Origin of the sequence: Reyranella soli, assembly GCF_007992495.1 — a bacterium.
Taxonomy (GTDB): domain Bacteria; phylum Pseudomonadota; class Alphaproteobacteria; order Reyranellales; family Reyranellaceae; genus Reyranella; species Reyranella soli.
The window spans coordinates 1-17,700 of sequence record NZ_BKAJ01000202.1 but is presented as its reverse complement, the minus strand read 5'-3'; the positions used below and the strand labels follow the sequence as shown (position 1 = coordinate 17,700).

25 protein-coding genes are annotated in these 17,700 nt (G+C 66.6%); 15 read left to right on the top strand and 10 right to left on the bottom strand.

From position 1 onward, the window contains the following. Positions 1-5: 5 nt before the first annotated feature. Both RSO01_RS41430 and RSO01_RS41425 read right to left on the bottom strand, forming a co-directional pair. The gene (locus RSO01_RS41430) at positions 6-1,313 is read right to left on the bottom strand and encodes a histidine-type phosphatase (protein ID WP_147156470.1); all 1,308 of its coding nucleotides are present in this window, start codon (positions 1,311-1,313) and stop codon (positions 6-8) included. 47 nt (positions 1,314-1,360) lie between these two features. Beyond that, entirely contained in the window at positions 1,361-1,660 is a 300-nt protein-coding gene (locus RSO01_RS41425; protein WP_170303761.1) for a BON domain-containing protein, read from the bottom strand. Between the two features lie 120 nt (positions 1,661-1,780). Here RSO01_RS41425 and RSO01_RS41420 point away from each other — a divergent pair, with 120 nt between their 5' ends. From RSO01_RS41420 to RSO01_RS41405, 4 genes are all read left to right on the top strand, one after another. Continuing rightward, a complete protein-coding gene (locus RSO01_RS41420) occupies positions 1,781-2,158 on the top strand; it encodes a hypothetical protein (RefSeq protein ID WP_170303760.1) in 378 nt (125 codons plus the stop codon). A 10-nt stretch (positions 2,159-2,168) separates the two neighbouring features. After that, the gene (locus RSO01_RS41415; RefSeq protein WP_147156467.1) at positions 2,169-2,876 is read left to right on the top strand and encodes a hypothetical protein; all 708 of its coding nucleotides are present in this window, start codon (positions 2,169-2,171) and stop codon (positions 2,874-2,876) included. A gap of 68 nt (positions 2,877-2,944) precedes the next feature. Next, positions 2,945-3,853 carry an aq_1923 C-terminal domain gene (locus RSO01_RS41410; protein WP_147156466.1) on the top strand — a complete coding sequence of 303 codons (909 nt, stop codon included), beginning with the start codon at positions 2,945-2,947 and terminating at the stop codon, positions 3,851-3,853. Positions 3,854-3,878: 25 nt separating this feature from the next. After that, a complete protein-coding gene (locus tag RSO01_RS41405) occupies positions 3,879-4,853 on the top strand; it encodes a Bug family tripartite tricarboxylate transporter substrate binding protein (RefSeq protein WP_147156465.1) in 975 nt (324 codons plus the stop codon). Between the two features lie 34 nt (positions 4,854-4,887). On the opposite strand, the gene RSO01_RS41400 is transcribed toward RSO01_RS41405, so the two are convergent. Then, the gene (locus RSO01_RS41400; RefSeq protein ID WP_147156464.1) at positions 4,888-5,475 is read right to left on the bottom strand and encodes a hypothetical protein; all 588 of its coding nucleotides are present in this window, start codon (positions 5,473-5,475) and stop codon (positions 4,888-4,890) included. Here RSO01_RS41400 and RSO01_RS41395 point away from each other — a divergent pair. Next, entirely contained in the window at positions 5,474-5,791 is a 318-nt protein-coding gene (locus tag RSO01_RS41395; RefSeq protein ID WP_147156463.1) for a hypothetical protein, read from the top strand. The two genes, RSO01_RS41400 and RSO01_RS41395, sit on opposite strands and share 2 nt — an antisense overlap. On the opposite strand, the gene RSO01_RS41390 is transcribed toward RSO01_RS41395, so the two are convergent. Next, positions 5,788-6,009 carry a hypothetical protein gene (locus RSO01_RS41390; RefSeq protein ID WP_147156462.1) on the bottom strand — a complete coding sequence of 74 codons (222 nt, stop codon included), beginning with the start codon at positions 6,007-6,009 and terminating at the stop codon, positions 5,788-5,790. The two genes, RSO01_RS41395 and RSO01_RS41390, sit on opposite strands and share 4 nt — an antisense overlap. A 21-nt stretch (positions 6,010-6,030) precedes the next feature. Between RSO01_RS41390 and RSO01_RS47990 the strand changes: the two genes are divergently transcribed. From RSO01_RS47990 to RSO01_RS41355, 8 genes are all read left to right on the top strand, one after another. Further along, positions 6,031-6,186, top strand: a complete 156-nt coding sequence (locus RSO01_RS47990; protein ID WP_170303759.1) for a hypothetical protein — start codon at positions 6,031-6,033, stop codon at positions 6,184-6,186. Between the two features lie 67 nt (positions 6,187-6,253). Beyond that, the gene (locus RSO01_RS41385; protein WP_147156461.1) at positions 6,254-6,652 is read left to right on the top strand and encodes a DoxX family protein; all 399 of its coding nucleotides are present in this window, start codon (positions 6,254-6,256) and stop codon (positions 6,650-6,652) included. Positions 6,653-6,742: 90 nt separating this feature from the next. Further along, entirely contained in the window at positions 6,743-7,711 is a 969-nt protein-coding gene (locus RSO01_RS41380; protein WP_147156460.1) for a tripartite tricarboxylate transporter substrate binding protein, read from the top strand. 23 nt (positions 7,712-7,734) lie between these two features. Continuing rightward, positions 7,735-8,073 carry a Lin0512 family protein gene (locus tag RSO01_RS41375; RefSeq protein WP_147156459.1) on the top strand — a complete coding sequence of 113 codons (339 nt, stop codon included), beginning with the start codon at positions 7,735-7,737 and terminating at the stop codon, positions 8,071-8,073. An 11-nt stretch (positions 8,074-8,084) separates the two neighbouring features. Next, the gene (locus tag RSO01_RS41370; protein ID WP_147156458.1) at positions 8,085-8,429 is read left to right on the top strand and encodes a Lin0512 family protein; all 345 of its coding nucleotides are present in this window, start codon (positions 8,085-8,087) and stop codon (positions 8,427-8,429) included. Positions 8,430-8,568: 139 nt separating this feature from the next. Beyond that, the gene (locus RSO01_RS41365) at positions 8,569-9,354 is read left to right on the top strand and encodes a glutathione S-transferase family protein (RefSeq protein WP_147156457.1); all 786 of its coding nucleotides are present in this window, start codon (positions 8,569-8,571) and stop codon (positions 9,352-9,354) included. A gap of 30 nt (positions 9,355-9,384) precedes the next feature. Then, entirely contained in the window at positions 9,385-9,771 is a 387-nt protein-coding gene (locus tag RSO01_RS41360; RefSeq protein WP_147156456.1) for a RidA family protein, read from the top strand. 24 nt (positions 9,772-9,795) lie between these two features. Then, complete coding sequence (locus RSO01_RS41355) at positions 9,796-10,959, top strand: cobalamin-independent methionine synthase II family protein (RefSeq protein ID WP_147156455.1); 1,164 nt, start codon at positions 9,796-9,798, stop codon at positions 10,957-10,959. A gap of 169 nt (positions 10,960-11,128) precedes the next feature. Here RSO01_RS41355 and RSO01_RS41350 read toward each other — a convergent pair whose 3' ends face one another. The 5 genes from RSO01_RS41350 to RSO01_RS41330 form a co-directional block, all read right to left on the bottom strand. Beyond that, the gene (locus RSO01_RS41350; protein ID WP_147156454.1) at positions 11,129-11,410 is read right to left on the bottom strand and encodes a hypothetical protein; all 282 of its coding nucleotides are present in this window, start codon (positions 11,408-11,410) and stop codon (positions 11,129-11,131) included. Positions 11,411-11,527: 117 nt separating this feature from the next. Beyond that, positions 11,528-11,725 carry a hypothetical protein gene (locus tag RSO01_RS41345; protein WP_170303758.1) on the bottom strand — a complete coding sequence of 66 codons (198 nt, stop codon included), beginning with the start codon at positions 11,723-11,725 and terminating at the stop codon, positions 11,528-11,530. A 227-nt stretch (positions 11,726-11,952) separates the two neighbouring features. Then, complete coding sequence (locus RSO01_RS49650) at positions 11,953-12,477, bottom strand: UGSC family (seleno)protein (RefSeq protein WP_281291616.1); 525 nt, start codon at positions 12,475-12,477, stop codon at positions 11,953-11,955. Positions 12,478-12,489: 12 nt separating this feature from the next. Further along, on the bottom strand, positions 12,490-13,545 hold the full coding sequence (locus tag RSO01_RS41335; protein WP_147156451.1) for a hypothetical protein: 1,056 nt from the start codon (positions 13,543-13,545) through the stop codon (positions 12,490-12,492). Between the two features lie 85 nt (positions 13,546-13,630). Further along, positions 13,631-14,536, bottom strand: a complete 906-nt coding sequence (locus RSO01_RS41330) for a LysR family transcriptional regulator (protein WP_147156450.1) — start codon at positions 14,534-14,536, stop codon at positions 13,631-13,633. An 84-nt stretch (positions 14,537-14,620) separates the two neighbouring features. Between RSO01_RS41330 and RSO01_RS41325 the strand changes: the two genes are divergently transcribed. Then, on the top strand, positions 14,621-14,842 hold the full coding sequence (locus RSO01_RS41325) for a hypothetical protein (protein ID WP_147156449.1): 222 nt from the start codon (positions 14,621-14,623) through the stop codon (positions 14,840-14,842). A gap of 3 nt (positions 14,843-14,845) precedes the next feature. Here RSO01_RS41325 and RSO01_RS41320 read toward each other — a convergent pair whose 3' ends face one another. Continuing rightward, entirely contained in the window at positions 14,846-15,949 is a 1,104-nt protein-coding gene (locus tag RSO01_RS41320; protein ID WP_147156448.1) for an LLM class flavin-dependent oxidoreductase, read from the bottom strand. A 111-nt stretch (positions 15,950-16,060) separates the two neighbouring features. Between RSO01_RS41320 and RSO01_RS41315 the strand changes: the two genes are divergently transcribed. Further along, positions 16,061-17,656, top strand: coding sequence for a gamma-glutamyltransferase family protein (locus RSO01_RS41315; protein WP_147156447.1), 1,596 nt, complete (start codon positions 16,061-16,063; stop codon positions 17,654-17,656). Positions 17,657-17,700 lie beyond the last annotated feature (44 nt).

Below are 17,700 nucleotides of genomic sequence, written 5' to 3'. Positions count from 1 at the left end.
TCCCGTCAGGGCTTGATCGTCACGCAGGCCGGATCGATCGCCTCGTTGGCGATCGCCACGAAGCGCTCGAGCGGACAGGCCCTCTCGACGAGATCGCCGGCGCAGGCCGGCAGGTCGACCGCGACCATGCCGGGCGGACGCTCGAAGTCGAGCACGGTCGCCTTGCGCATCTGCTCCAGCGTCTGCGCGTAGTAGGCGATGCGCACATAACGCTGCCCGGTGCGCGGCGCGCGCAGCAGCTCGAAGGCAAGCGCGCCGCCCGGCACCACCTCGTTGGCCTGGAAGCCCGGGATCCGCCATCCGACATTGAGCAGGCGCGACACGTTGGCGATGTTGGTGTCGTGCCCTACCAGCACGCCGAGCCGCACCGGCTCGGCGAGCGCCTGCAGCCCCGGGAACTTGTGGCCGTTCTGCAGGCTGGCGACGATCTGCGCCATCAGGTTGGAACCGTGCTGGCGGGCGACCGGCAGCGTCTTCTGCGCCAGGTCGAACTCGAGCCGGTGGATCTCGAGCAGGTCCGCCAGCTCGGCATCGCCCGACAGGCGGCCCCACGCCACCTGCGCGTTGGGCAGGCCCTGGGCGCTTTCCATCAGGAAGGTCTCGGCGGCCGACGCGCCGATGCCGATCGGCCCGGAGACTCGCACCCGGCCGTCCGTCCCAGCCACGACCGCCGGCGGCTCCGCCGGCAGGCCACAGGAGCGGCTGGCCGACGTCTGGCCGGGCGGGCAAAGAACGGCCTGCATCTTCTTGAGCTGGGGAGCGTATTCACGCAGCACTGAATCGAAGTTGCCACCGATGCGCGCGAGGACGGCGGCGCGGTTGGCCGCGGGATCCATCGGACAGGCGGGCGTCGGCTGCGGATGGAACAGGGGATCAGGAACGGTCGGATCGTCCTGGTTGCGCAGCAGCGGATTGGCGCATCCGGGATACATGCCGTTCAGCAGTGCGGCACCCGTGAGCCGCGTGCGCTGGTCGATATCGGTCCATGCCGCGACCGTGTTGGCCGGCGGGCAGATCGACGCCTCCATCAGGCCGCGCCCGCCATAGAGCACGCGGTAATAGCGACCCATCAGGCGCATCAGTTCGGCGCCATGCGGTGTCAGGAAGCCCGGCGGCACCGGCCACACCGGCCACGGCGTGGCGACATGCTGGTCCATTTCCTCGTTGGACTTGACCGGCGCACGCACGCCGTGCCGCGACAGCAGGATCGCCCGCTCCATCTGCCACCCCGGCGGGATGGGCAGAATCTGGGCCGCCGCGGGCTCACCCAACAGCAGGCCCAGGATGACGGCAACAACGACGCGGATGCGCATAGTACTCCCCCAAGGGGAGGGACTATGCCGTCACCCGCGACGCGGGCTCAAGTCGGATCGGTCTGGCGCCGGCTGTGATGCGCCGATTCGGCCGACGTGCCGGTGACCGGCGAGCGGCCGCGCCCGTCGTCGCTATCGGAAGGCGCCACGGGACGAATGGAGATCTGCAGCTCATGGGCGCCGATCAGGGCATCGATCGCCCGCCGGCGCTGCTCCTCGTCGGGCACCGACCCGCGGGCAATGACCATGCCCCGTTCGACTTCCACGGCGAGGCTGCGGGCATCCACCCCCAGCGTCGCCAGACGGTCCAGAAGCTTCTCGCGGATTGTCTCGTCGCGATTGTTCATCGGGTCCTCCGGTCGTTCTCGATTCGAACGTCTGAAAGCGGCGATTGTTGCGGCCCGACGGCAAGTTGCCGGAAGGGGGTTGTAATGGCCGTCCCGCGGCCGCGATGGTAGTTTCAGCCCATGCCCGTCCATTGGACGATTTCCCATCCTCAGCGCTTGGTCGTGGCCGTCGCCAAGGACCCGGTGACGGTGGCCGACATCGAGCAGTATTTCGCCGGCGTCACCGCCGACGGCGGCATGGCCTATCGCAAGATCTTCGAGATCACCCAGACGCCGCTCGCCATCTCCGAAGACAATCTCCAGGCGCTCGGCCAGCGCGTCATGTTCTACGCCCAGCACGGCCAGATCGGCCCGCTCGCCATCGTCGCGGCGTCCGACGAGAGCTATGCCCAGGCCCTGATCTTCGCCAAGGCGGCAGTCGCCAAGCGACCGTTGCAGATCTTCCGCGAGCTGCACGCCGCGCGCCAATGGCTCGACGCGCAGCCGACGCCATCCTAGAAAGATCGCCGTGTCTCCTCTGCATGGGCCCACGCTGCAATTCGTCTCCGTCCTGGTCACCCTGGTCGCGGCCGGCGTGTCGCTGCTCACCTGGTATCATCATCGCGAAGGGCCGGGCCTGCGCGGCTGGGCGCTCGCCATGCTGCTGGGCAGCGCCGGCACCTACCTGTTTGGCCTGCGCGAACCGGACGCCTCGTTTCGCTTCATCCTGATCGGCGACGGGCTGTTCGTGGCGGGCTTCGCCACCATGTGGATGAGCATGCGCCGCTTCAACGATCCCTCGGTGACCGCCGAGCTGATGGGGGTGATCGTCGCGACCATATTGATCCTGTTCGCCGCCCTGTTCACGCTGGCTTGGCAGGTCGCCCCGGTGGCGCGGGCGCAATCGATCGTCTTCTCCTTGTTCGTCTGCATCCTGGCGTCGCTGGCGTCCTGGGAGACATGGCGCGGCCGCCAGCTCGACGGCCTGCGCAGCCGGCCGATCGCGGCCCTGGCGCTCGCCGGCATCGCCGTCGCCCGGCTGGTGCGGGCGGCGATGGTGTCTGCCCAGGGCATTGGCATGATGGAACCGGAAGTTGGCGTCATTGCTCAGGGCTATGCTCAGTACTTCACCACCGTCTGCATCCTCGTCGTGACCTTCGGACTGGTGCTGATGGCCCACGAGCGCTTCGAGCGGCAATCCGCGATCTCGACCGACGCCGGTCGCGCCGCCGAATAGCGCGATCGCGAGTCGCCGCTGTACGCCGACAATGCTAGGGTCGACCAATAACTGACGGGGGTTTTTTCATGCGGGCGATCTGGGCGGGCGTGGCGGCGACGCTTGTGGCGTTGTTGCTGGCGACCACGGCGTGGGCGCAGAACGGGCTGGAGCGCTTCGAGAAGGAGCTGAAGCCGCAGTTCGAGTTCAAGAGCTTCACTTACGCCAACGCCGCTCCGCTCGGCAGCGCAGGCTTCGTGCTGAACGACGTCGTCGCCGTCATTCCCGCCAATGCCGCGACGGGCGACAAGGAGAGCACGGTCAAGATCCAGAAGGTGACGGTCGACGCGCTCGACTTCGATCGCCTCAAGAAGGACGCCAAGGACAACGACGCGCCGCGCTTCGCCAAGCTCAAGCTCGAAGGCATGACCGGCGACGACGAGATGTTCACCGCTCTGCAGCCTTACGGCGTGCCCAACGTGCCGCTCGACATCGCGCTCGACTACACCATCGATCCAGCGACCAAGGTGCTCGACCTCAAGACGCTGGAGATCGCCATGCGCGGCCAAGCCAAGTTCGTGCTGTCGCTGGCGGTGGACGGCGTCAGCGACATGGCCGGGGCCAAGGACGACGCTCGCCTGCGCACCGCCTCGCTCACCGTCGACGACACCGGCCTGCTGGCCAAGCTCCTGCCGGCATGGGCAAAGGAAGAAGGCGTGCAGCCCGAGGAATTCGTGCAGACGGCGCTGACCGGCCTTGCCGCCTTCGCCGCGCAACAGGGACCGGACACCTTGAAGTCGCTCGACGCCGTGGCCTCCTTCATCACCGACTGGAAGGCGCCCAAGGGTTCGCTGGTTCTGGGACTGAAGCCCGCCAAGGGCGCCGGCCTCTCCGACCTCGACAAGGTGGCGATGCCCGACGCGCTCACGACCGAGTTCGGCTTCACGGCCACCTATCCCGGAACGAAGGCAGGGGCCGCCAAAGCCGGCGCGAAGTAAGGAGCTAAAACAAAGGGAGGGAACGATGAAGCGGCGAACGCTCGTTGCCGCAGGCCTGATGCTGCCGGCGGTACGGCCTGCCCTGGCGCAGGAGGCCTATCCGTCCAAGCCGGTCCAGATCTTCGTGCCCTTCCCGCCGGGCGGCGTGGCCGACATCACCGCCCGGCCACTCGCCCATGTGATGGGCCGTTTGGCCAAGCAATCGGTCGTGGTGGTGAACAAGCCTGGCGCCGGCGGCTCGGTGGGCGCCGCGCAGGCCGCACGGGCCGCGCCCGATGGCTACACGCTGCTGCTGGCGCTGTCGTCGATCTCCGTGCTGCCGGTGGCCGATCGCCTGCAGGGACGGCCGCCGGCCTACGAGCTCGACCAGTTCGCGCCCGTCGCCCTGATCAGCGCCGACCCGACGGTGCTGGTCGTGCGCGCCGACGGTCCCTACAAGACGCTGAAGGACCTTGTCGACGCGGCCAAGGCCAAGCCCGGCACGATCAACTACGGCTCCTCCGGCGTGTACGGCACGCTGCATGTGGCGATGGAGATCTTCGCCCAGGCGGCCGACATAAAGCTGTTCCATATCCCCTATCAGGGCGGCGGCCCGGCCGTGGCCGCGCTGCTCGCCGGACAGATCGATGCGCTGGCCTCGGGGCCTGCGCCGGCGATCGGCCAGATCAAGGCCGGCAAGATGCGCGCGCTCGCGGTGTGGGGCGACAAGCGCCTGGCGGCGATGCCCGACGTGCCCAGCATGAAGGAGCTGGGCTACGACGCCACCTTCTACATCTGGTCGGGCCTGTTCGCGCCGGCCGCCACGCCGCAGCCGGTGATGACGGCGCTGCGCGAGCTGGTGAAGCGCACCGTCGAGGATCCCGAATTCAAGGAGGCGATGGACAAGGTCGAGACGCCGATCGCCTATCTTGACGCGCCGCAGTTCAAGACCTTCCTCGACCGCGACGCCGCGAGGCTCAAGGTCGCGGTCGAGCGCATCGGCAAGGTGCCAGAGAACTGAGTTCATGCTCTTCCGGCCGGCGGTCCGGAAGACTCTAATTCTGATACGGCGTGCGCAACCGCTGGATCTCGGCCTCGCTGGGCCGGTAGGGCCTGGCCGCCGGATCGAACCGCGTCCAGCCCTGGCCGCGATAGGCGCTGCGCCGCTCGATCGGATCGATCGGTCGATGGCGGTTCATGATCTGCTGCACGAAGGCCACGTTGTCGTCGGCCGTGCGCACGCTGACCAGGGTGCCGCCGCGGCGCACGGCTTCGCAGTAGACATGCGCCTCCTCTTCCGGCACGCCCGCGCTCACCAGCGCACCGACCACGCCGCCGGTCACCGCACCGGCCGCGGCGCCGATCGCCGTCGCCGCCAGCGCGCCAGCCGCGACCACGGGACCGAGGCCAGGAATGGCAATGATGCCGAGCCCGGCCAGGAGACCTGCCGTGCCGCCCAGCGCCGCGCCGACACCGGCGCTCGGCCCTGCGGCCGACGGCTCCTCGATGCGGGCAGTCTCGTCGCAGATGTACTTGTTGGCGATCAGGTTGATGTCCGAGCTCTTGATGCCGGACGTCTCGAGATCGGCCACGACGTAGCGGGCCTGGCCATACGTGTCATAGACGCGCGTGATGGTTTGCATGATCGGGCTCCTACTGGCTGACGACGTCGCCCTCGAAGTCGATGGCGACCTTGATGGTCTTGCCGTGTTGCCGCCGGCGCTCTTTCACTGCGCCGCGCAGTCGGCCTCCGACGCGGCCCAAGCGGTTGCCGGCAGCACGGCGCAGGACGCCACGAGCACGGCAAGTGCAGATTTTCTGCTCATTGCACGTCTCCATATCTTGTGGGTCGGGCTGCCCCAGGTGAACGAGACCACGGGCAACCCGTTGCGTCGGGGGTGCGTTCCTGAGGTGACGGCGCTCAATCCCGGGCGTCGTCATAACGCCATGGAGGGCTAGCGATGAACGATCCCAAGGACCGCAATCCGCAGCAGTCCCAACAGGACCGTGACCAGCAGCAGCGTGAGCGCCAACAGCGCCAGCAGCAGCAGCGTCAGAATCGGCAGCAGCCGAACCAACAGCCCAACCAGCAGCCGGCCCAGAAACCGAACCCTCAGCAGATGGATGAATAGGGCCTGGTCCTGACCATGAGGGAATGCCCGCCAGCCGGCGGGCATTCCTTTATCAGGGAGAGCGACATGACGAGACCGCCGCGCGAGCCATCGCCTGTGCCACCGCCGCCGGGCAAGACCGATCCGATCCCGCCCGAGTTGCCGCAGCCCGGCGGACCGACACCAGAAGACCTGCCGCCGCCGCCGTCGCATCCGTCGGGACCGCCGACGCCAATCGCGTGAGCTTTACTTGTCTGCCCATCGAGACGGGGTCATGAGTAGCGGATCGCAAAAAGTCTCGGAGATACAAATGAATCTCGATGCCCTCGCGGTAACCTGGTCACCGCGCCTGCTCAGCATCCTGCGAATCATGTCCGGCCTGCTCCTGCTGCAGCACGGGACCGGCAAGCTCCTCAAGTTCCCGGCAGGAGCGGTTCCGCCAACGTTCAACCTGAACTCGATGCCGGGTTATGCCGGCTTCATCGAATTCGTCTGCGGCATCCTTCTGATCATCGGGCTGTTCAGCCGACCGGCCGCGTTCGTGGCCTCCGGCATGACGGCGGTCGCCTACTTCATGGCGCACGCGCCGCAAGGCTTCTTCCCGATCCTCAACCGCGGCGAACTCGCGGTGCTCTATTGCTTCGTCTTCCTCTATCTGGCGGCCGCCGGACCCGGCCCATGGAGCCTGGACGCCATGCGAAAGAGGTAGCTTAACGCTGCTTCATTTCGACTGTAAGCATAGGAGACGGCCGCCACGTGCGGCCGTCTTGCTGTGCGACAAAGTCCAGGGAGGAAGATCGTGCTTACGCGTCGCCATTTCGCCGCCCTTGCGGGCACCACGGCCCTCGCCGCACCCGTGCTGGCGCGCGGCCAGGCACGCTGGAAGCCGGAGAAGCCGATCACGATCTACAATCCCTTCGCCGCGGGCGGCGTCACCGACGTGCATATCCGCATGCTGGGCGAGACCGTGTCGAAGGTGTTGGGCCAGCAGGTCATCGTCGACATCAAGGCCGGCGCCGCCGGCACGCTGGCGCCCGCCATGCTGCTCAACGCCAAGCCGGACGGCCAGACGCTTGCCTGCATGAGCATCAACAGCCTGCGCTATCCGCACTACCAGAAGACCAACTGGGATCCGCTGAAGGACTTCACCTACATCAGCGGGCTTTCCGGCTACACCATGGGCATCGTCGTGAAATCGACGGCGCCCTGGCAGGCGCTCGAGGAGCTGATCGCCGCCGGCAAGAAGGAGCCCGAGAAGTACAATTTCGGCACCTCGGGCATCGGCGGCACCGGCCAGCTCATGATGATCGAGGTCGAGCAGGCGACCGGCGCGCAGTTCACCCACGTGCCATACAAGGGCGGTGCAGAATGGATGCAGGCCCTGCTCAGCGACCAGGTGCACTTCCTCGCCGACGCCGCGCAATGGGCGCCGTTCGTCGACAACGGCCAGTGCCGCATCCTCGGGATGGCGACCGAGCAACGCATCGCCAAGTACAAGGACACGCCGACCCTGATCGAGCGCGGCATCAACGTCGTGGGTCAGAGCCCGTATGGTATCGTCGGTCCCAAGGGCATGCCGCCGGAAGTCGTCGAGTCGATCTACCTCGCCTTCAAGGAGGCGATGGGCGAGCCGAAGGTCAACGCGTACCTGGAACAGTTCCTCCAGCTGCCGTGGTACAAGAACCCGGCCGAGTACCGCGCCTTCGCCGAGAAGTACTATGTCGAGGTGAAGCCGCTGCTCATCAAGGCGGGACTGGCGCAGGGTTAGCGGATTTTGAAGGAGGAAACGTCATGGCGCTCAAACGAGTAGCGCTCGAGATCGGCATGGGGACCGACATCCGCGGCGGCGACTACACCAAGGCCGCGGTGCGCGCCTTGCGTGATGCGCTGTGGCACAACTCGCTGACCGTCGCGACGGCGGTCGGCAAGTCGAGCGACGACATGCAGGTCGAGGTGCTGATCGGAGTCCCGAAGCCCGAGCTGGTCGACAAGAACGAGGTTTTAGCGGTGCTGCCGCACGGCACCGGCACGATCAAGGTGGTCGAAGGCGGACTGGAAATCCCCAATGAAGCCGGCACGGACAAGACGGTGATCGCCCAGGCAGCCGCCGTCGTCCGGCTCGATCTGTAAGGGAGGCCACGATGCCCGCAAAACGCGTCATCCTCGAGCTCGGCACCGGCAACGACCTGCATGGCGGCGACTACACCAAGGCGGCCCTGCGCGCCGTGCAGGACGCCTTGCATCACAGCTCGCTCGCCATGATCCGCAGCCTCAAGGTCAATCCCAAGACCGGCATGTTCGTCGATGTCACGATCGGCGTGCAGCAGCCCGACAAGGTCGACCTCGAGAAAGTGCGCGCCTCGCTGCCGCACGGCATCGTCACGGTGAAGGCGGTCAAGGGCGGGCTCGACGTGCCCGATCCCGAGAACAACGATCCGGCGGTGATTGCCAGCGCCGCCGTCTGCGTCAGGCTGGAGTTGCCCTAAAGCACAATCTGCCCAGCTGGAATCAGCTGGGCGGATTGTGCTTCTTGCAACAAGCATCGCCAGTGCGCGCAAATCCAATCATATCGAACCGCGCGCGGTTCGATATGATTGGATTTCGCTCTAGCCAGGGAGGAATCCCGTGCTGCTGCTCTACGAACACCCGCTCTCGTCCTACGCCCAGAAGGTCAAGATCGCCCTGCGCGAGAAGGGCCTCGACTTCAATGCCGAGACGCCGCCGGCACTGGGCTCGGGCAAGGCCGAGGGTCGGTTCGCAGCGGCAAGTCCGCGCAACGAAGTACCGGCGCTGATCGACGGCGACGTGCAGATCTTCGATTCGACCATCATCCTCGAATACCTCGAGGACAAGTTCCCCTCCCCGCCTCTGCTGCCGCGCGATCCTGCGGCGCGCGCCAAGGCGCGCATGATCGAGGAGGTCTGCGACACGCTCTACGAGGCGATCAACTGGGGCCTGAGCGAGATCCGCTGGTTCAGGCGCGCCGAGGGCGAGCAGGCCGAACAGATGACGGCTATCGCCGCCCGCCAGACCGCCGAGCTGCAGGCCTGGCTGACGGAAAAGCTCGGCGCGGCGCAGTGGTTCAATGGCGACAGCTTCGGCTGGGCCGATCTCAGCGTCGCGCCCTACGTCAACCGCTCCTTCCACTACGGCCTTGGCACGCCAACCGATTCGCCGCTGGCAACCTGGCGCGCCCGCATCCGCGAGCGGCCCTCGGTCGCCGCGACCTTCCGCGAGTTCGAGGCGGCCACCGAGCGCATGGGCGACGCGGCCGGGCGCCTGGTGTCAGGCGCGATCCGTCGCGAGTACCGTGACCACCGGTTGGAATGGATGATGAAGTCGGGCGGCGTGCAGGTCGTGCTCGACGGAATTGCGAAGAACAATATCCGGTTCACTTGGCCGCTGGGTTAAAAGTCTTCCCGACTACGAGAGGAGACGTCCGTGAAACAGGTCATCCAGGCCTCCGGCGTGCTGGCGTATGAGCCGTTCGGCTTCACCAACTGCGTACGCTTCAAGGATGTGCTCTATCTGTCCGGCATCTCGGCGCTCGACCCGGATGGGAAGGTCGTCGGCAACGACATCGAGACGCAGACCCAGGAGACCTACCGCAACATCCAGAAGGTGCTGCGGGCCGCCGGTTCGGATCTCGATCAAATACTGCAGATGACGAGCTTCATCGTCGACCTGTCGACCAACGGGTCAGGCTATGTCGCCACCCGCAAGAAGATCCTGACCCGGACTTCTTACACCAGTGCGACGATCGGCGTGGCGGCGCTCATGATCCCCGGCCTTCTGCTCGAAGTGCAGTGCATCGCCGCGACGCCGTAAAAGACAAAGCCAGGAGGAAGACCCATGCTGCGCAGCGACGACCGAATCCTCACCACCCATGTCGGCAGCCTGCCGCGCAATGCGGTGCTGACCGACCTCTTGATCCGCGGCGAGGATGGCGAGGCCATCGATCGCGACGAGCTCAGGCAGCAAAGCGAACGCGCGGTACGCTACGTCGTCGACAAGCAGGTGGCGAGCGGCGTCGACATCGTGAACGACGGCGAGCAGCCGCGGGTCGGCTTCCAGACCTACGTGGCGCAGCGCATGCGGGGCTTCGGCGGCGAGTCCAAGCGGCCGCGGCCGCGCGACTATACGGACTTCCCGACTCTGCTGGCGCAGCTTCCCCATCGCTATCCCCGGCGCGCCAAGGTCTCGAACGCGCCCCAGGCGATCGCCGAGGTCCGCTACGAGGATCTCGCGCCGGCCGAGGACGAGTGCCGCATGTTCCGCGCCGCGCTCGACAAGCTGCCGTCGCCGCCAGTCGGGACGTTCATGACGGCGGCGTCTCCCGGCATCATCGCCACGACGCTGCTGAACGCCCATTACGACAGCTATGAAGCCTATGTCTTCGCCCTGTCGCGCGAGATCGCCAAGGAATACGAGCTGATCGCACGCGACTTCATCCTGCAGATCGACGCGCCCGATCTTGCGCTGGAGCGCACGGTGCTGTTCCAGGACAAGAGTGTGCCCGAATTCATCAAGATCGCCGAGATGCACGTTGCCGCCCTCAACGAGGCGCTGGCCAACATCGCACGCGAACGGGTTCGCCTGCATTGCTGCTGGGGCAACTACGATGGGCCGCATATCCACGACGTGCCGTTGGCCGACATCCTGCCGGTGCTGACCCAGGCGAAAGTCGGCGCATTGTCGATCGAGTTCGCCAACCCGCGCCACCAGCACGAGTATCCGGCGCTGAAGCGGGCGAAGCTGCCGCCCGAGTTCCTGCTGCTGCCCGGCGTCATCGATACCAAGACGAATTTCGTCGAGCATCCCGAGGTCGTGGCCAACCGCATCTGCGAGGCAGTCGACGCAGTCGGCGACCGCAGCCGCGTCGTCGCCTCCTGCGACTGCGGCTTCGGCACCTTCGCCGGCTCCGAGTTGGTCGCCGAAGAGGTCGTCTGGGCCAAGCTCAAGACCTGCCGCGAAGGCGCCGACCTCGCGACGAAGCGGCTGTGGGGGAAAGCCTGACAGCATCTCCTCCCCCGTCAGACGGGCGAGGCCGGGAGGGGGAGAGCATCAGTGCAAGCCCCTCCTACCAAGAGATCATGATCTGAAATCAGCCGACAACACGAGTGATGCTCGCCCCCTCCCTACCCTCCCCCGTATGACGGGGGAGGAATCATAGGAATCATGAACGCTACTGCGTGCCGGTGCACGGGGTCGTCTCATAGGTCATCTTGTCGGTGTTCCAGGTCTCGACGCCACACTTCGCGGCGTTCGTCTTGCCCTGGTTGGACTTGGCGTCCTGGGCGCTCGGCTCCTCGCCCGAGCACGGCATCGTCTCGTAGTGCATCTTCTCCGTGTTCCAGGTCTCGACACCGCAGGCCTGCTTCTGCGACTTGGTCTGCGCATGCCCCGCGCCAATCCCGAGTGTCAACGCGGCAAGGGCGACGACCGTAAGGGTTGCAAGAGAACGCATGGCTTCCTCCTTTCCTGGTGGAAGGAAGCCATGGAACACCCGGCGACGTGACAGCGCCCTTACTGTCCGCCGCTCTGTCAGCGACGCGTCATCGGCAACGTCAGGTCCGGGCTGTGTTTAGGTCCGAGCTTGGCGCCCGAAGAAGATCATGCCGGCGCCGGCAACGATCGCGATTACGCCTGCGATGCTGGGGATGGGAATCGTGCGCTGCTGGTCGGCCGTGACCTTGAGTGGGCCGGCGTCGACGATGACCTTCTTCTCGGTGAAGGAAATGTTGTCGATAATGAGGCCGGCGATCCCGATGGCGATCAGCATTGCGCCAAAAATGACGAGCGGTCTCATGTGAACTCCCTGTTCTTCTGCGTAACCAACGCAGGGGCTGCGGGACAGGTTCCTATTGCGGGGCTCTCGCATTTTCCCGTCGTCCCGAGCGGAGCCGCCCGAAGGGCGGCGTAGTCGAGAGACCTTTCTTGTCGACGCATCAACAAACAGGTCCCTCCGCTACGCCTCGCTACGCTCGGCTCCGGTCGGGATGACGGATTTTACGCCTTCACCAGCATCGCCTTGCCCTGCTTGATGGCAAGCCGCGCCATTGCTTCCAGGCCTGCATCCGTCGCGCTACTGACCGGATGGCCGATCTTGGCAAAGGAGTATCCGGGCATGCCCAGGACGCGGCTCATCAACTCGGCGGCGCTCGCGAAGCGCTCGGTCATGACGCTGAAGGCGGGAACCAGGAGACGTTCAGCCGTTACGGAGTCGTGCAGACTGCACGATGAACAGCTTCCTCAATCCCCAATGCCGGAGATCACCGCGTCCCAGCTCTTGATCTCGACGACGATGTGGGCGTCGGCCGGTGCGCTGTAGTTCGACTTGGTGCGCATCACCACCTTGGCCACGCCATGCTCCTCGCGCAGCAGGCGGTCGAGATGGCCGAAGAAGCCCTTCGTGCCTTCCTTGCCGTTAGAGATAAAGCCGATGGTCTTGCCTTCGAGCGTGGCAAGCCGCGGTGCGAGCTGGCCGGCCGGCGGCGCCTTTTCCGGCGTGGGGTCGAGGACACGGAACGTCATGGTCTACCTCTGCTATTTCTTCGGCGGCTCGCAGTCGACGCAGGCGCCGATCGCCATGGTGACGGCATGGCTCTTGTTGCCGAGCCAGGGGGGAATGATGGCGCCGAAGCCGCCCGCGGGCCCGCCGGCGGCGACGACCAGGAGCTGGTCCGCCGATTCCATCGCCGGATAGACGCTGTCGCCGCGGTCGCGCACCACGGCGCCCTTGCCGACCTCGGCCCATTCGCGGCGATGGATGCGGGCGCGCTCATGGACGAAGGTGGCGATGTCGGTCTTGCTCCACTTCGCCGCCTGCAGATGCTCGCGCAGCTGCTTGGGAATGATCAGCGCGTAGTTGCCGGGATGGATAGAATAGTGCCGCAGGTTGGCGCGCATCTCGGCCGCGAAGGTCTCCAGGATTTCTTCGGGCCTGGTCGTCCACTCGTTCATGATCTGGCGCGGCGCGCCCGCCGCCATAACCGTGACGGCCGACGCCTCCTTCGGGATGCCGCGCTGCTCGGCGAGCGACAGCCAGGTCGTGTCCTCCTCGTCCTCGGCCACGCAGTAGCTGAATTTGCCGGGGTGGCCTAGGGTCGAACGATCGATGGCGCCCGGCCGCACATCCATCAGGTTGATCAGGCAGAGACGGATGGCTCGACCGATCACGGCCGTCGCGCGATCGCTGTTGCCCAGCGCGTTGAAACCGCCGCTGGCGCCGAGCTCGAGCCGAATCGGCCCGTTCAGCACCACCAGCACGGCGCAGCCGCCGGTGCTGGCGGTGGCGCCATGCATCAGGAAATCGTCCTGCATCATGGCCGTCCAGGCAGTGAGCACGACCGGGAAGTGCATGGGCAGGCAGCCTGCCATCACGGCGTTGATGGCGAGCTTTTCGGCGGTAACCGCAAGGCCGCGCACCGGCTCGATGCCGATCAGCTGGTCGGGCGACATCATCGCCCAGTCGAGGCAGGCCTGCACTGCGTCGGCGGTCGGCGGCACGATGGGCAGGCCGTCGGTCCAGCCGTTCGAGTGATAGAGCTCCTGGACCGCGGCGATGTTGTCCGCGTCATAGGTCCGCGAAGTGAGCTGCACGTGGTTCCTCCGAAGGGGCCAGCATAGCGCTGCCGGCCCTTATGCCAACATCAACTTGATAGACAGGATTATTGCGATCGGCGCATCAATTCTGCAGTGGCCACTCCCGTCGCAGCAGGGCCAGGAAGCCCGCGGCGGCGGGTGTCGGTTCGCGCTCGCGCAGCGCGATCACGCCGATGCGCCGTACCAGCCGCGGCTCGAGCGGCACGGCGCGCAGGTTGCGGCCGGCGGGCACGGCGCCGCGCGGGACGATGCCGACGCCGACATCGGCCGCGACCAGGCCGAGCAGGGTGGCGATCTGGGTCACCACCACCATCTGGCGCAGCGGCACGCCCGCCATCGCCGCCGCGGCGTCGATGGTGCGCCGGGTGCGCGAATCGGTGGGCAGCGCCACGATCGGCTGGTCGGCAAGATCGGACAGGCCGAGCTTGCGGCGGTTGGCGAACTTGTGGCGCGCCGAGGTCACGACACAGAAGGTCTCGCGGCCGAGCGGCGTGCCGACGGCGAAGTCGGGCAGTTCGTCGACATAGCCCAGGCCGAAATCGGCGACGCCGCTTCGCACGTCCTCCATCACGGAGCCATGGACGCTTTCCCGGACATGGATCTCCACGCCCGGCCGGTCGGCGCGGTAGGCGGCGATCAGGCGCGGCAGGAACGCCCCCGCCACCGACATGACGCTCGACAGCACGACCAGGCCGCGCCGCTCCTGCGCCACTTCCCGGACGCTCTGCACGGTGATGCCGAGATCGGCCAGCATGCGCTCGGCGACCGCGGCGAACTCGCGGCCGGCGGCGGTGACCTGCACGCGACGCGTCGTGCGATCAAACAGGCGCACGCCGAGCTCGGTTTCCAGCCGCTTGACCGCCCGGGTCAGCGCCGGCTGGGAAATGCGCAGGCGGGCAGCGGCGGCAACGAAGCTGCCATACTCGACCAGCGCAAGGACCGCTTCGAGCTGACGGGCGCTGAAGTCGGGAAGCGCGGCGGGCGGCATCAGGCCGCAAGCATAGCAGGATGCCCTGTAACGCTCAGCCTCTCCGTCTCGTCTTCAAACCAGAACCGACATGGGAGAAAGACCATGGGCGAGCTTCAGCTGGTGCATGTGATTGTCGTCCTCGGCATCATCATCACCTCGATCATCCCTTGGGGTTACCCTCTGTCCCGACTTTGTCGGCGTGCCGGCAAGGCACCCGCCATCGGCTGGATCGCAGGCAGCATCGGCGTGTTCTTTTTCGGCCCCATCGTGTGTCTCTGGTGGCTCGCCTTGTCCAAATGGGACCCGCCGAACGCCCAGGACTGACTCTCACGCCGCCAGCATGCGCTCGCGATTGCGTTCGCGCAGGATCGGCATCACCCACTTGCCGAAGCGCTCGGCCTCCTCGTCATGCAGATAGCCCGAGAGACAGAAGGAGTGGCAGCCGAGATCGATGAAGTCCTGCAGGGTCTCGGCGCACTGCTCGGGCGTGCCGACGATGGCGATGCCCGCGCCCGGCCGCACCTGGGTGATGCCGGTCCACAGGTTGCGCTCGATGACCTCGCCCTGGGCCGCGAGCTCACGCACCCGGCGGTTGGCCTCGGAGGTCGCGAAGCGTTCCTTCACGAACGCCTTCTGGGCTTCACTGGCATGGCCGACCAGCTCGTGGGCGAACTCCCAGGCCTCCTTCTCGGTCTGGCGGCAGACGATCTGCAGGCGCATGCCGAAGCCGATGTCGTTCTCGCGGCCGTGCCTGGCCGCCATGCCGCGGATTACCGCCATGTTCGTGCGGATGCGCTCGTAGGTGTCGCCCCAGAACAGGTGCACGTCGGAGTGCTTGGCCGAGATCTCCCAGGCCTGCTGCGAGCCGCCGCCGAGATAGAAGCGAGGATACGGCTGCTGCAGCGGATGCGGGCGGATCTGCGCGCCCTTGAGCTGATAGAACTTGCCGTCGTAGGTGAGCGGGGCGCGCGCGGTCCACAGCGCCTTCAGGATCGAGACCTCCTCGTCCATGATCTCGTAGCGCTCTTCCTTGCCCCACTTGATGCCTTCGGACTCGTTCTCCGCCTCGCTCTGGCCCGCGATCAGGTTGATGCAGATGCGGCCGCCCGAGAGCTGGTCGAAGGTCGCGATCATCTTGGCCAGCAGGACGGGGTTGATATAGGACGGCCGCGCCGCCACCAGCATGCGGATCGACTTGGAGCGCGCCACCATCATCGCGCTCGAGATCCAGGCCTCCCAGCACGCGGTCTGCACCGGCACCAGCATGTATTCGAAGCCTGCCGCCTCGGCTGCCGCGACGACGCGGTCGAACAGCGGCAGTGACGACGCTACCTGCGCGCTCGCCAGGCCGTACGCGGTGGTGTCGCCGGCCGTCGGCAGGAACCAGCCGAATTCAAGTCTACGCCCATCTCGCTGCCGATCTCGCTGCATGGCTCGATTGTCCTCCGGCTGGCGCTTGGGCGCAATTGTTGCTGGTCGTGACGCGGCAGAGCAGGCACGATCGCGCGCCTTTGGGCCGGCATGCCTTTTGGGGGAGAGCAGATGTTGCAGCATGGCAAGCGTCCGACAATCGCATCGCGGCACGGCATGGTGGCGGCCGCCCATCCGCTGGCCGCCGCCGCGGGCGCGCGCATCCTCGGCAACGGCGGCAACGCCTTCGACGCGGCGGCGGCGACCGCAGCGACCCTGAACGTGGTCGAGCCGTACATGTCGGGCCTGGCCGGCATGGGCATGGCGACCTGCTACATCGCCTCGGAGCGGCGCGTGCGCTCGCTCAATTTCATGAGCCTGATCCCGCGCAAGTTCCCGCTGGAGAAGCTCAACAGCCGTGAGCAGATCCTGCGCGGTCCCATTCCCGTGGGCTCGCCGGGCAACCTCGCCGGCTGGTGCGAGATGGTGAGCACCTACGGCACCAAGAAATTGCCCGAGCTGTTCGCTCCAGCGATCGCCGTCGCGCGCGATGGCTTTGGCCTGATCGAGTTCAATGTCGAGGAAATCGGCGGCGTCACCTACGAACTGCGCGGCAAGGACAAGCTCTATCCCGAATGGTCGCGCACCTATCTCGAGGGCATCAGCGGCGGACAGCCGGCTCTGGGCGCGGTATTGAAGCAACCCAATCTCGCCAAGACTCTGGAAGCCCTGGCGGCCGAAGGTCCGGCGCTGATGTATGGCGGGGCGCTGGGCAAGAAAGTCGTCGAGCGGCTGGCCGAGCTTGGCGGCACGCTGACCATGGACGACCTCATGGACTTCAAGGCGCATTGGATCGATCCGGTGGCCGCGACCTATCGCGGCCGCACCATCCACGTGCCGCCGCCGCCCTGCGAGGCATTCCAGTATCTGCTGACCTTGCGCATCCTTGAAGGCTTCGACCTTGGCAAACTGCCGCGCAACGGCACCGAGCATATCGACACTGTGCTGCGCGCGATCCGGATCGCGGCGGGTGTGCGTATTGCCAACAGTGCTCCGTCGCAACAGAAGCTCGCCGAACTCCTGTCCGACAGCCATGTCGAGAGCCTGCGGGCGCGCGTGCGCGACGGCAAGCCGGTGGTCGGGCCGACCGAGCAATGGACGCCGCCGGCGAGCGAGGGCCACACCACCTCGTTCTCGATCGCCGACAAGCACGGCAACATGGTGTGCGTGACGCAGAGCCTCGGCAGCGTGTTCGGCTCGGGCGTGGTGGTGCCGGGCACCGGCATCTGCCTCAACAACTTCCTCTACTGGGCCGACGTCACGCCGGGCAGCCCCAACCGCGTGAAGCAGGGCGACGCCATGCCGATCTGCGTCGCACCCTCGATCGTCACCGAGGACGGCAAGCCGGTGCTGGCCCTGGGCACGCCCGGCAGCTACGGCATCCTGCAGACCCAGGTGCAGGCGCTGGTGCAGTACGTCGATTTCGGCCTGCCCTTGCAGCAGGCGATCGAGGCGCCACGCGCGCGCCTCAATGACGGCCGCGCCGTGCTTCTGGAATCGCGCGTCGATGCGCAAGTGCGCGACGAGCTGCGCTCACGTGGCCACGATCTCAGTTCGGGCCCGGACTGGACGATGAAGGTCGGCGGCATGCAGGGCGTGGCGCTCAGGGACGGCACCTTCACCGGCGGCTGCGACCCGAGACGCGATGGATACGTAGTGCCAGCTTAACTCTTCCGGGACCGCGGGCCTCCAGGCCCGCGCATGATCATGAG

Excerpts from the sequence above, each read along its gene's own strand:
- RSO01_RS41430 (WP_147156470.1), bottom strand. The coding sequence starts at position 1,313 with ATGCGCATCCGCGTCGTTGTTGCCGTCATCCTGGGCCTGCTGTTGGGT.
- RSO01_RS41400 (WP_147156464.1), bottom strand. The coding sequence starts at position 5,475 with ATGCAAACCATCACGCGCGTCTATGACACGTATGGCCAGGCCCGCTAC.
- RSO01_RS41420 (WP_170303760.1), top strand. The coding sequence starts at position 1,781 with ATGCCCGTCCATTGGACGATTTCCCATCCTCAGCGCTTGGTCGTGGCC.
- RSO01_RS47990 (WP_170303759.1), top strand. The coding sequence starts at position 6,031 with ATGACGAGACCGCCGCGCGAGCCATCGCCTGTGCCACCGCCGCCGGGC.
- RSO01_RS41390 (WP_147156462.1), bottom strand. The coding sequence starts at position 6,009 with ATGCCCGCCGGCTGGCGGGCATTCCCTCATGGTCAGGACCAGGCCCTA.
- RSO01_RS41350 (WP_147156454.1), bottom strand. The coding sequence starts at position 11,410 with ATGCGTTCTCTTGCAACCCTTACGGTCGTCGCCCTTGCCGCGTTGACA.
- RSO01_RS41330 (WP_147156450.1), bottom strand. The coding sequence starts at position 14,536 with ATGCCGCCCGCCGCGCTTCCCGACTTCAGCGCCCGTCAGCTCGAAGCG.
- RSO01_RS41385 (WP_147156461.1), top strand. The coding sequence starts at position 6,254 with ATGAATCTCGATGCCCTCGCGGTAACCTGGTCACCGCGCCTGCTCAGC.
- RSO01_RS41405 (WP_147156465.1), top strand. The coding sequence starts at position 3,879 with ATGAAGCGGCGAACGCTCGTTGCCGCAGGCCTGATGCTGCCGGCGGTA.
- RSO01_RS41320 (WP_147156448.1), bottom strand. The coding sequence starts at position 15,949 with ATGCAGCGAGATCGGCAGCGAGATGGGCGTAGACTTGAATTCGGCTGG.
- RSO01_RS41410 (WP_147156466.1), top strand. The coding sequence starts at position 2,945 with ATGCGGGCGATCTGGGCGGGCGTGGCGGCGACGCTTGTGGCGTTGTTG.
- RSO01_RS41370 (WP_147156458.1), top strand. The coding sequence starts at position 8,085 with ATGCCCGCAAAACGCGTCATCCTCGAGCTCGGCACCGGCAACGACCTG.
- RSO01_RS41355 (WP_147156455.1), top strand. The coding sequence starts at position 9,796 with ATGCTGCGCAGCGACGACCGAATCCTCACCACCCATGTCGGCAGCCTG.
- RSO01_RS41395 (WP_147156463.1), top strand. The coding sequence starts at position 5,474 with ATGATCGGGCTCCTACTGGCTGACGACGTCGCCCTCGAAGTCGATGGC.
- RSO01_RS41315 (WP_147156447.1), top strand. The coding sequence starts at position 16,061 with ATGTTGCAGCATGGCAAGCGTCCGACAATCGCATCGCGGCACGGCATG.
- RSO01_RS41375 (WP_147156459.1), top strand. The coding sequence starts at position 7,735 with ATGGCGCTCAAACGAGTAGCGCTCGAGATCGGCATGGGGACCGACATC.
- RSO01_RS41325 (WP_147156449.1), top strand. The coding sequence starts at position 14,621 with ATGGGCGAGCTTCAGCTGGTGCATGTGATTGTCGTCCTCGGCATCATC.
- RSO01_RS41425 (WP_170303761.1), bottom strand. The coding sequence starts at position 1,660 with ATGAACAATCGCGACGAGACAATCCGCGAGAAGCTTCTGGACCGTCTG.
- RSO01_RS41345 (WP_170303758.1), bottom strand. The coding sequence starts at position 11,725 with ATGCTGATCGCCATCGGGATCGCCGGCCTCATTATCGACAACATTTCC.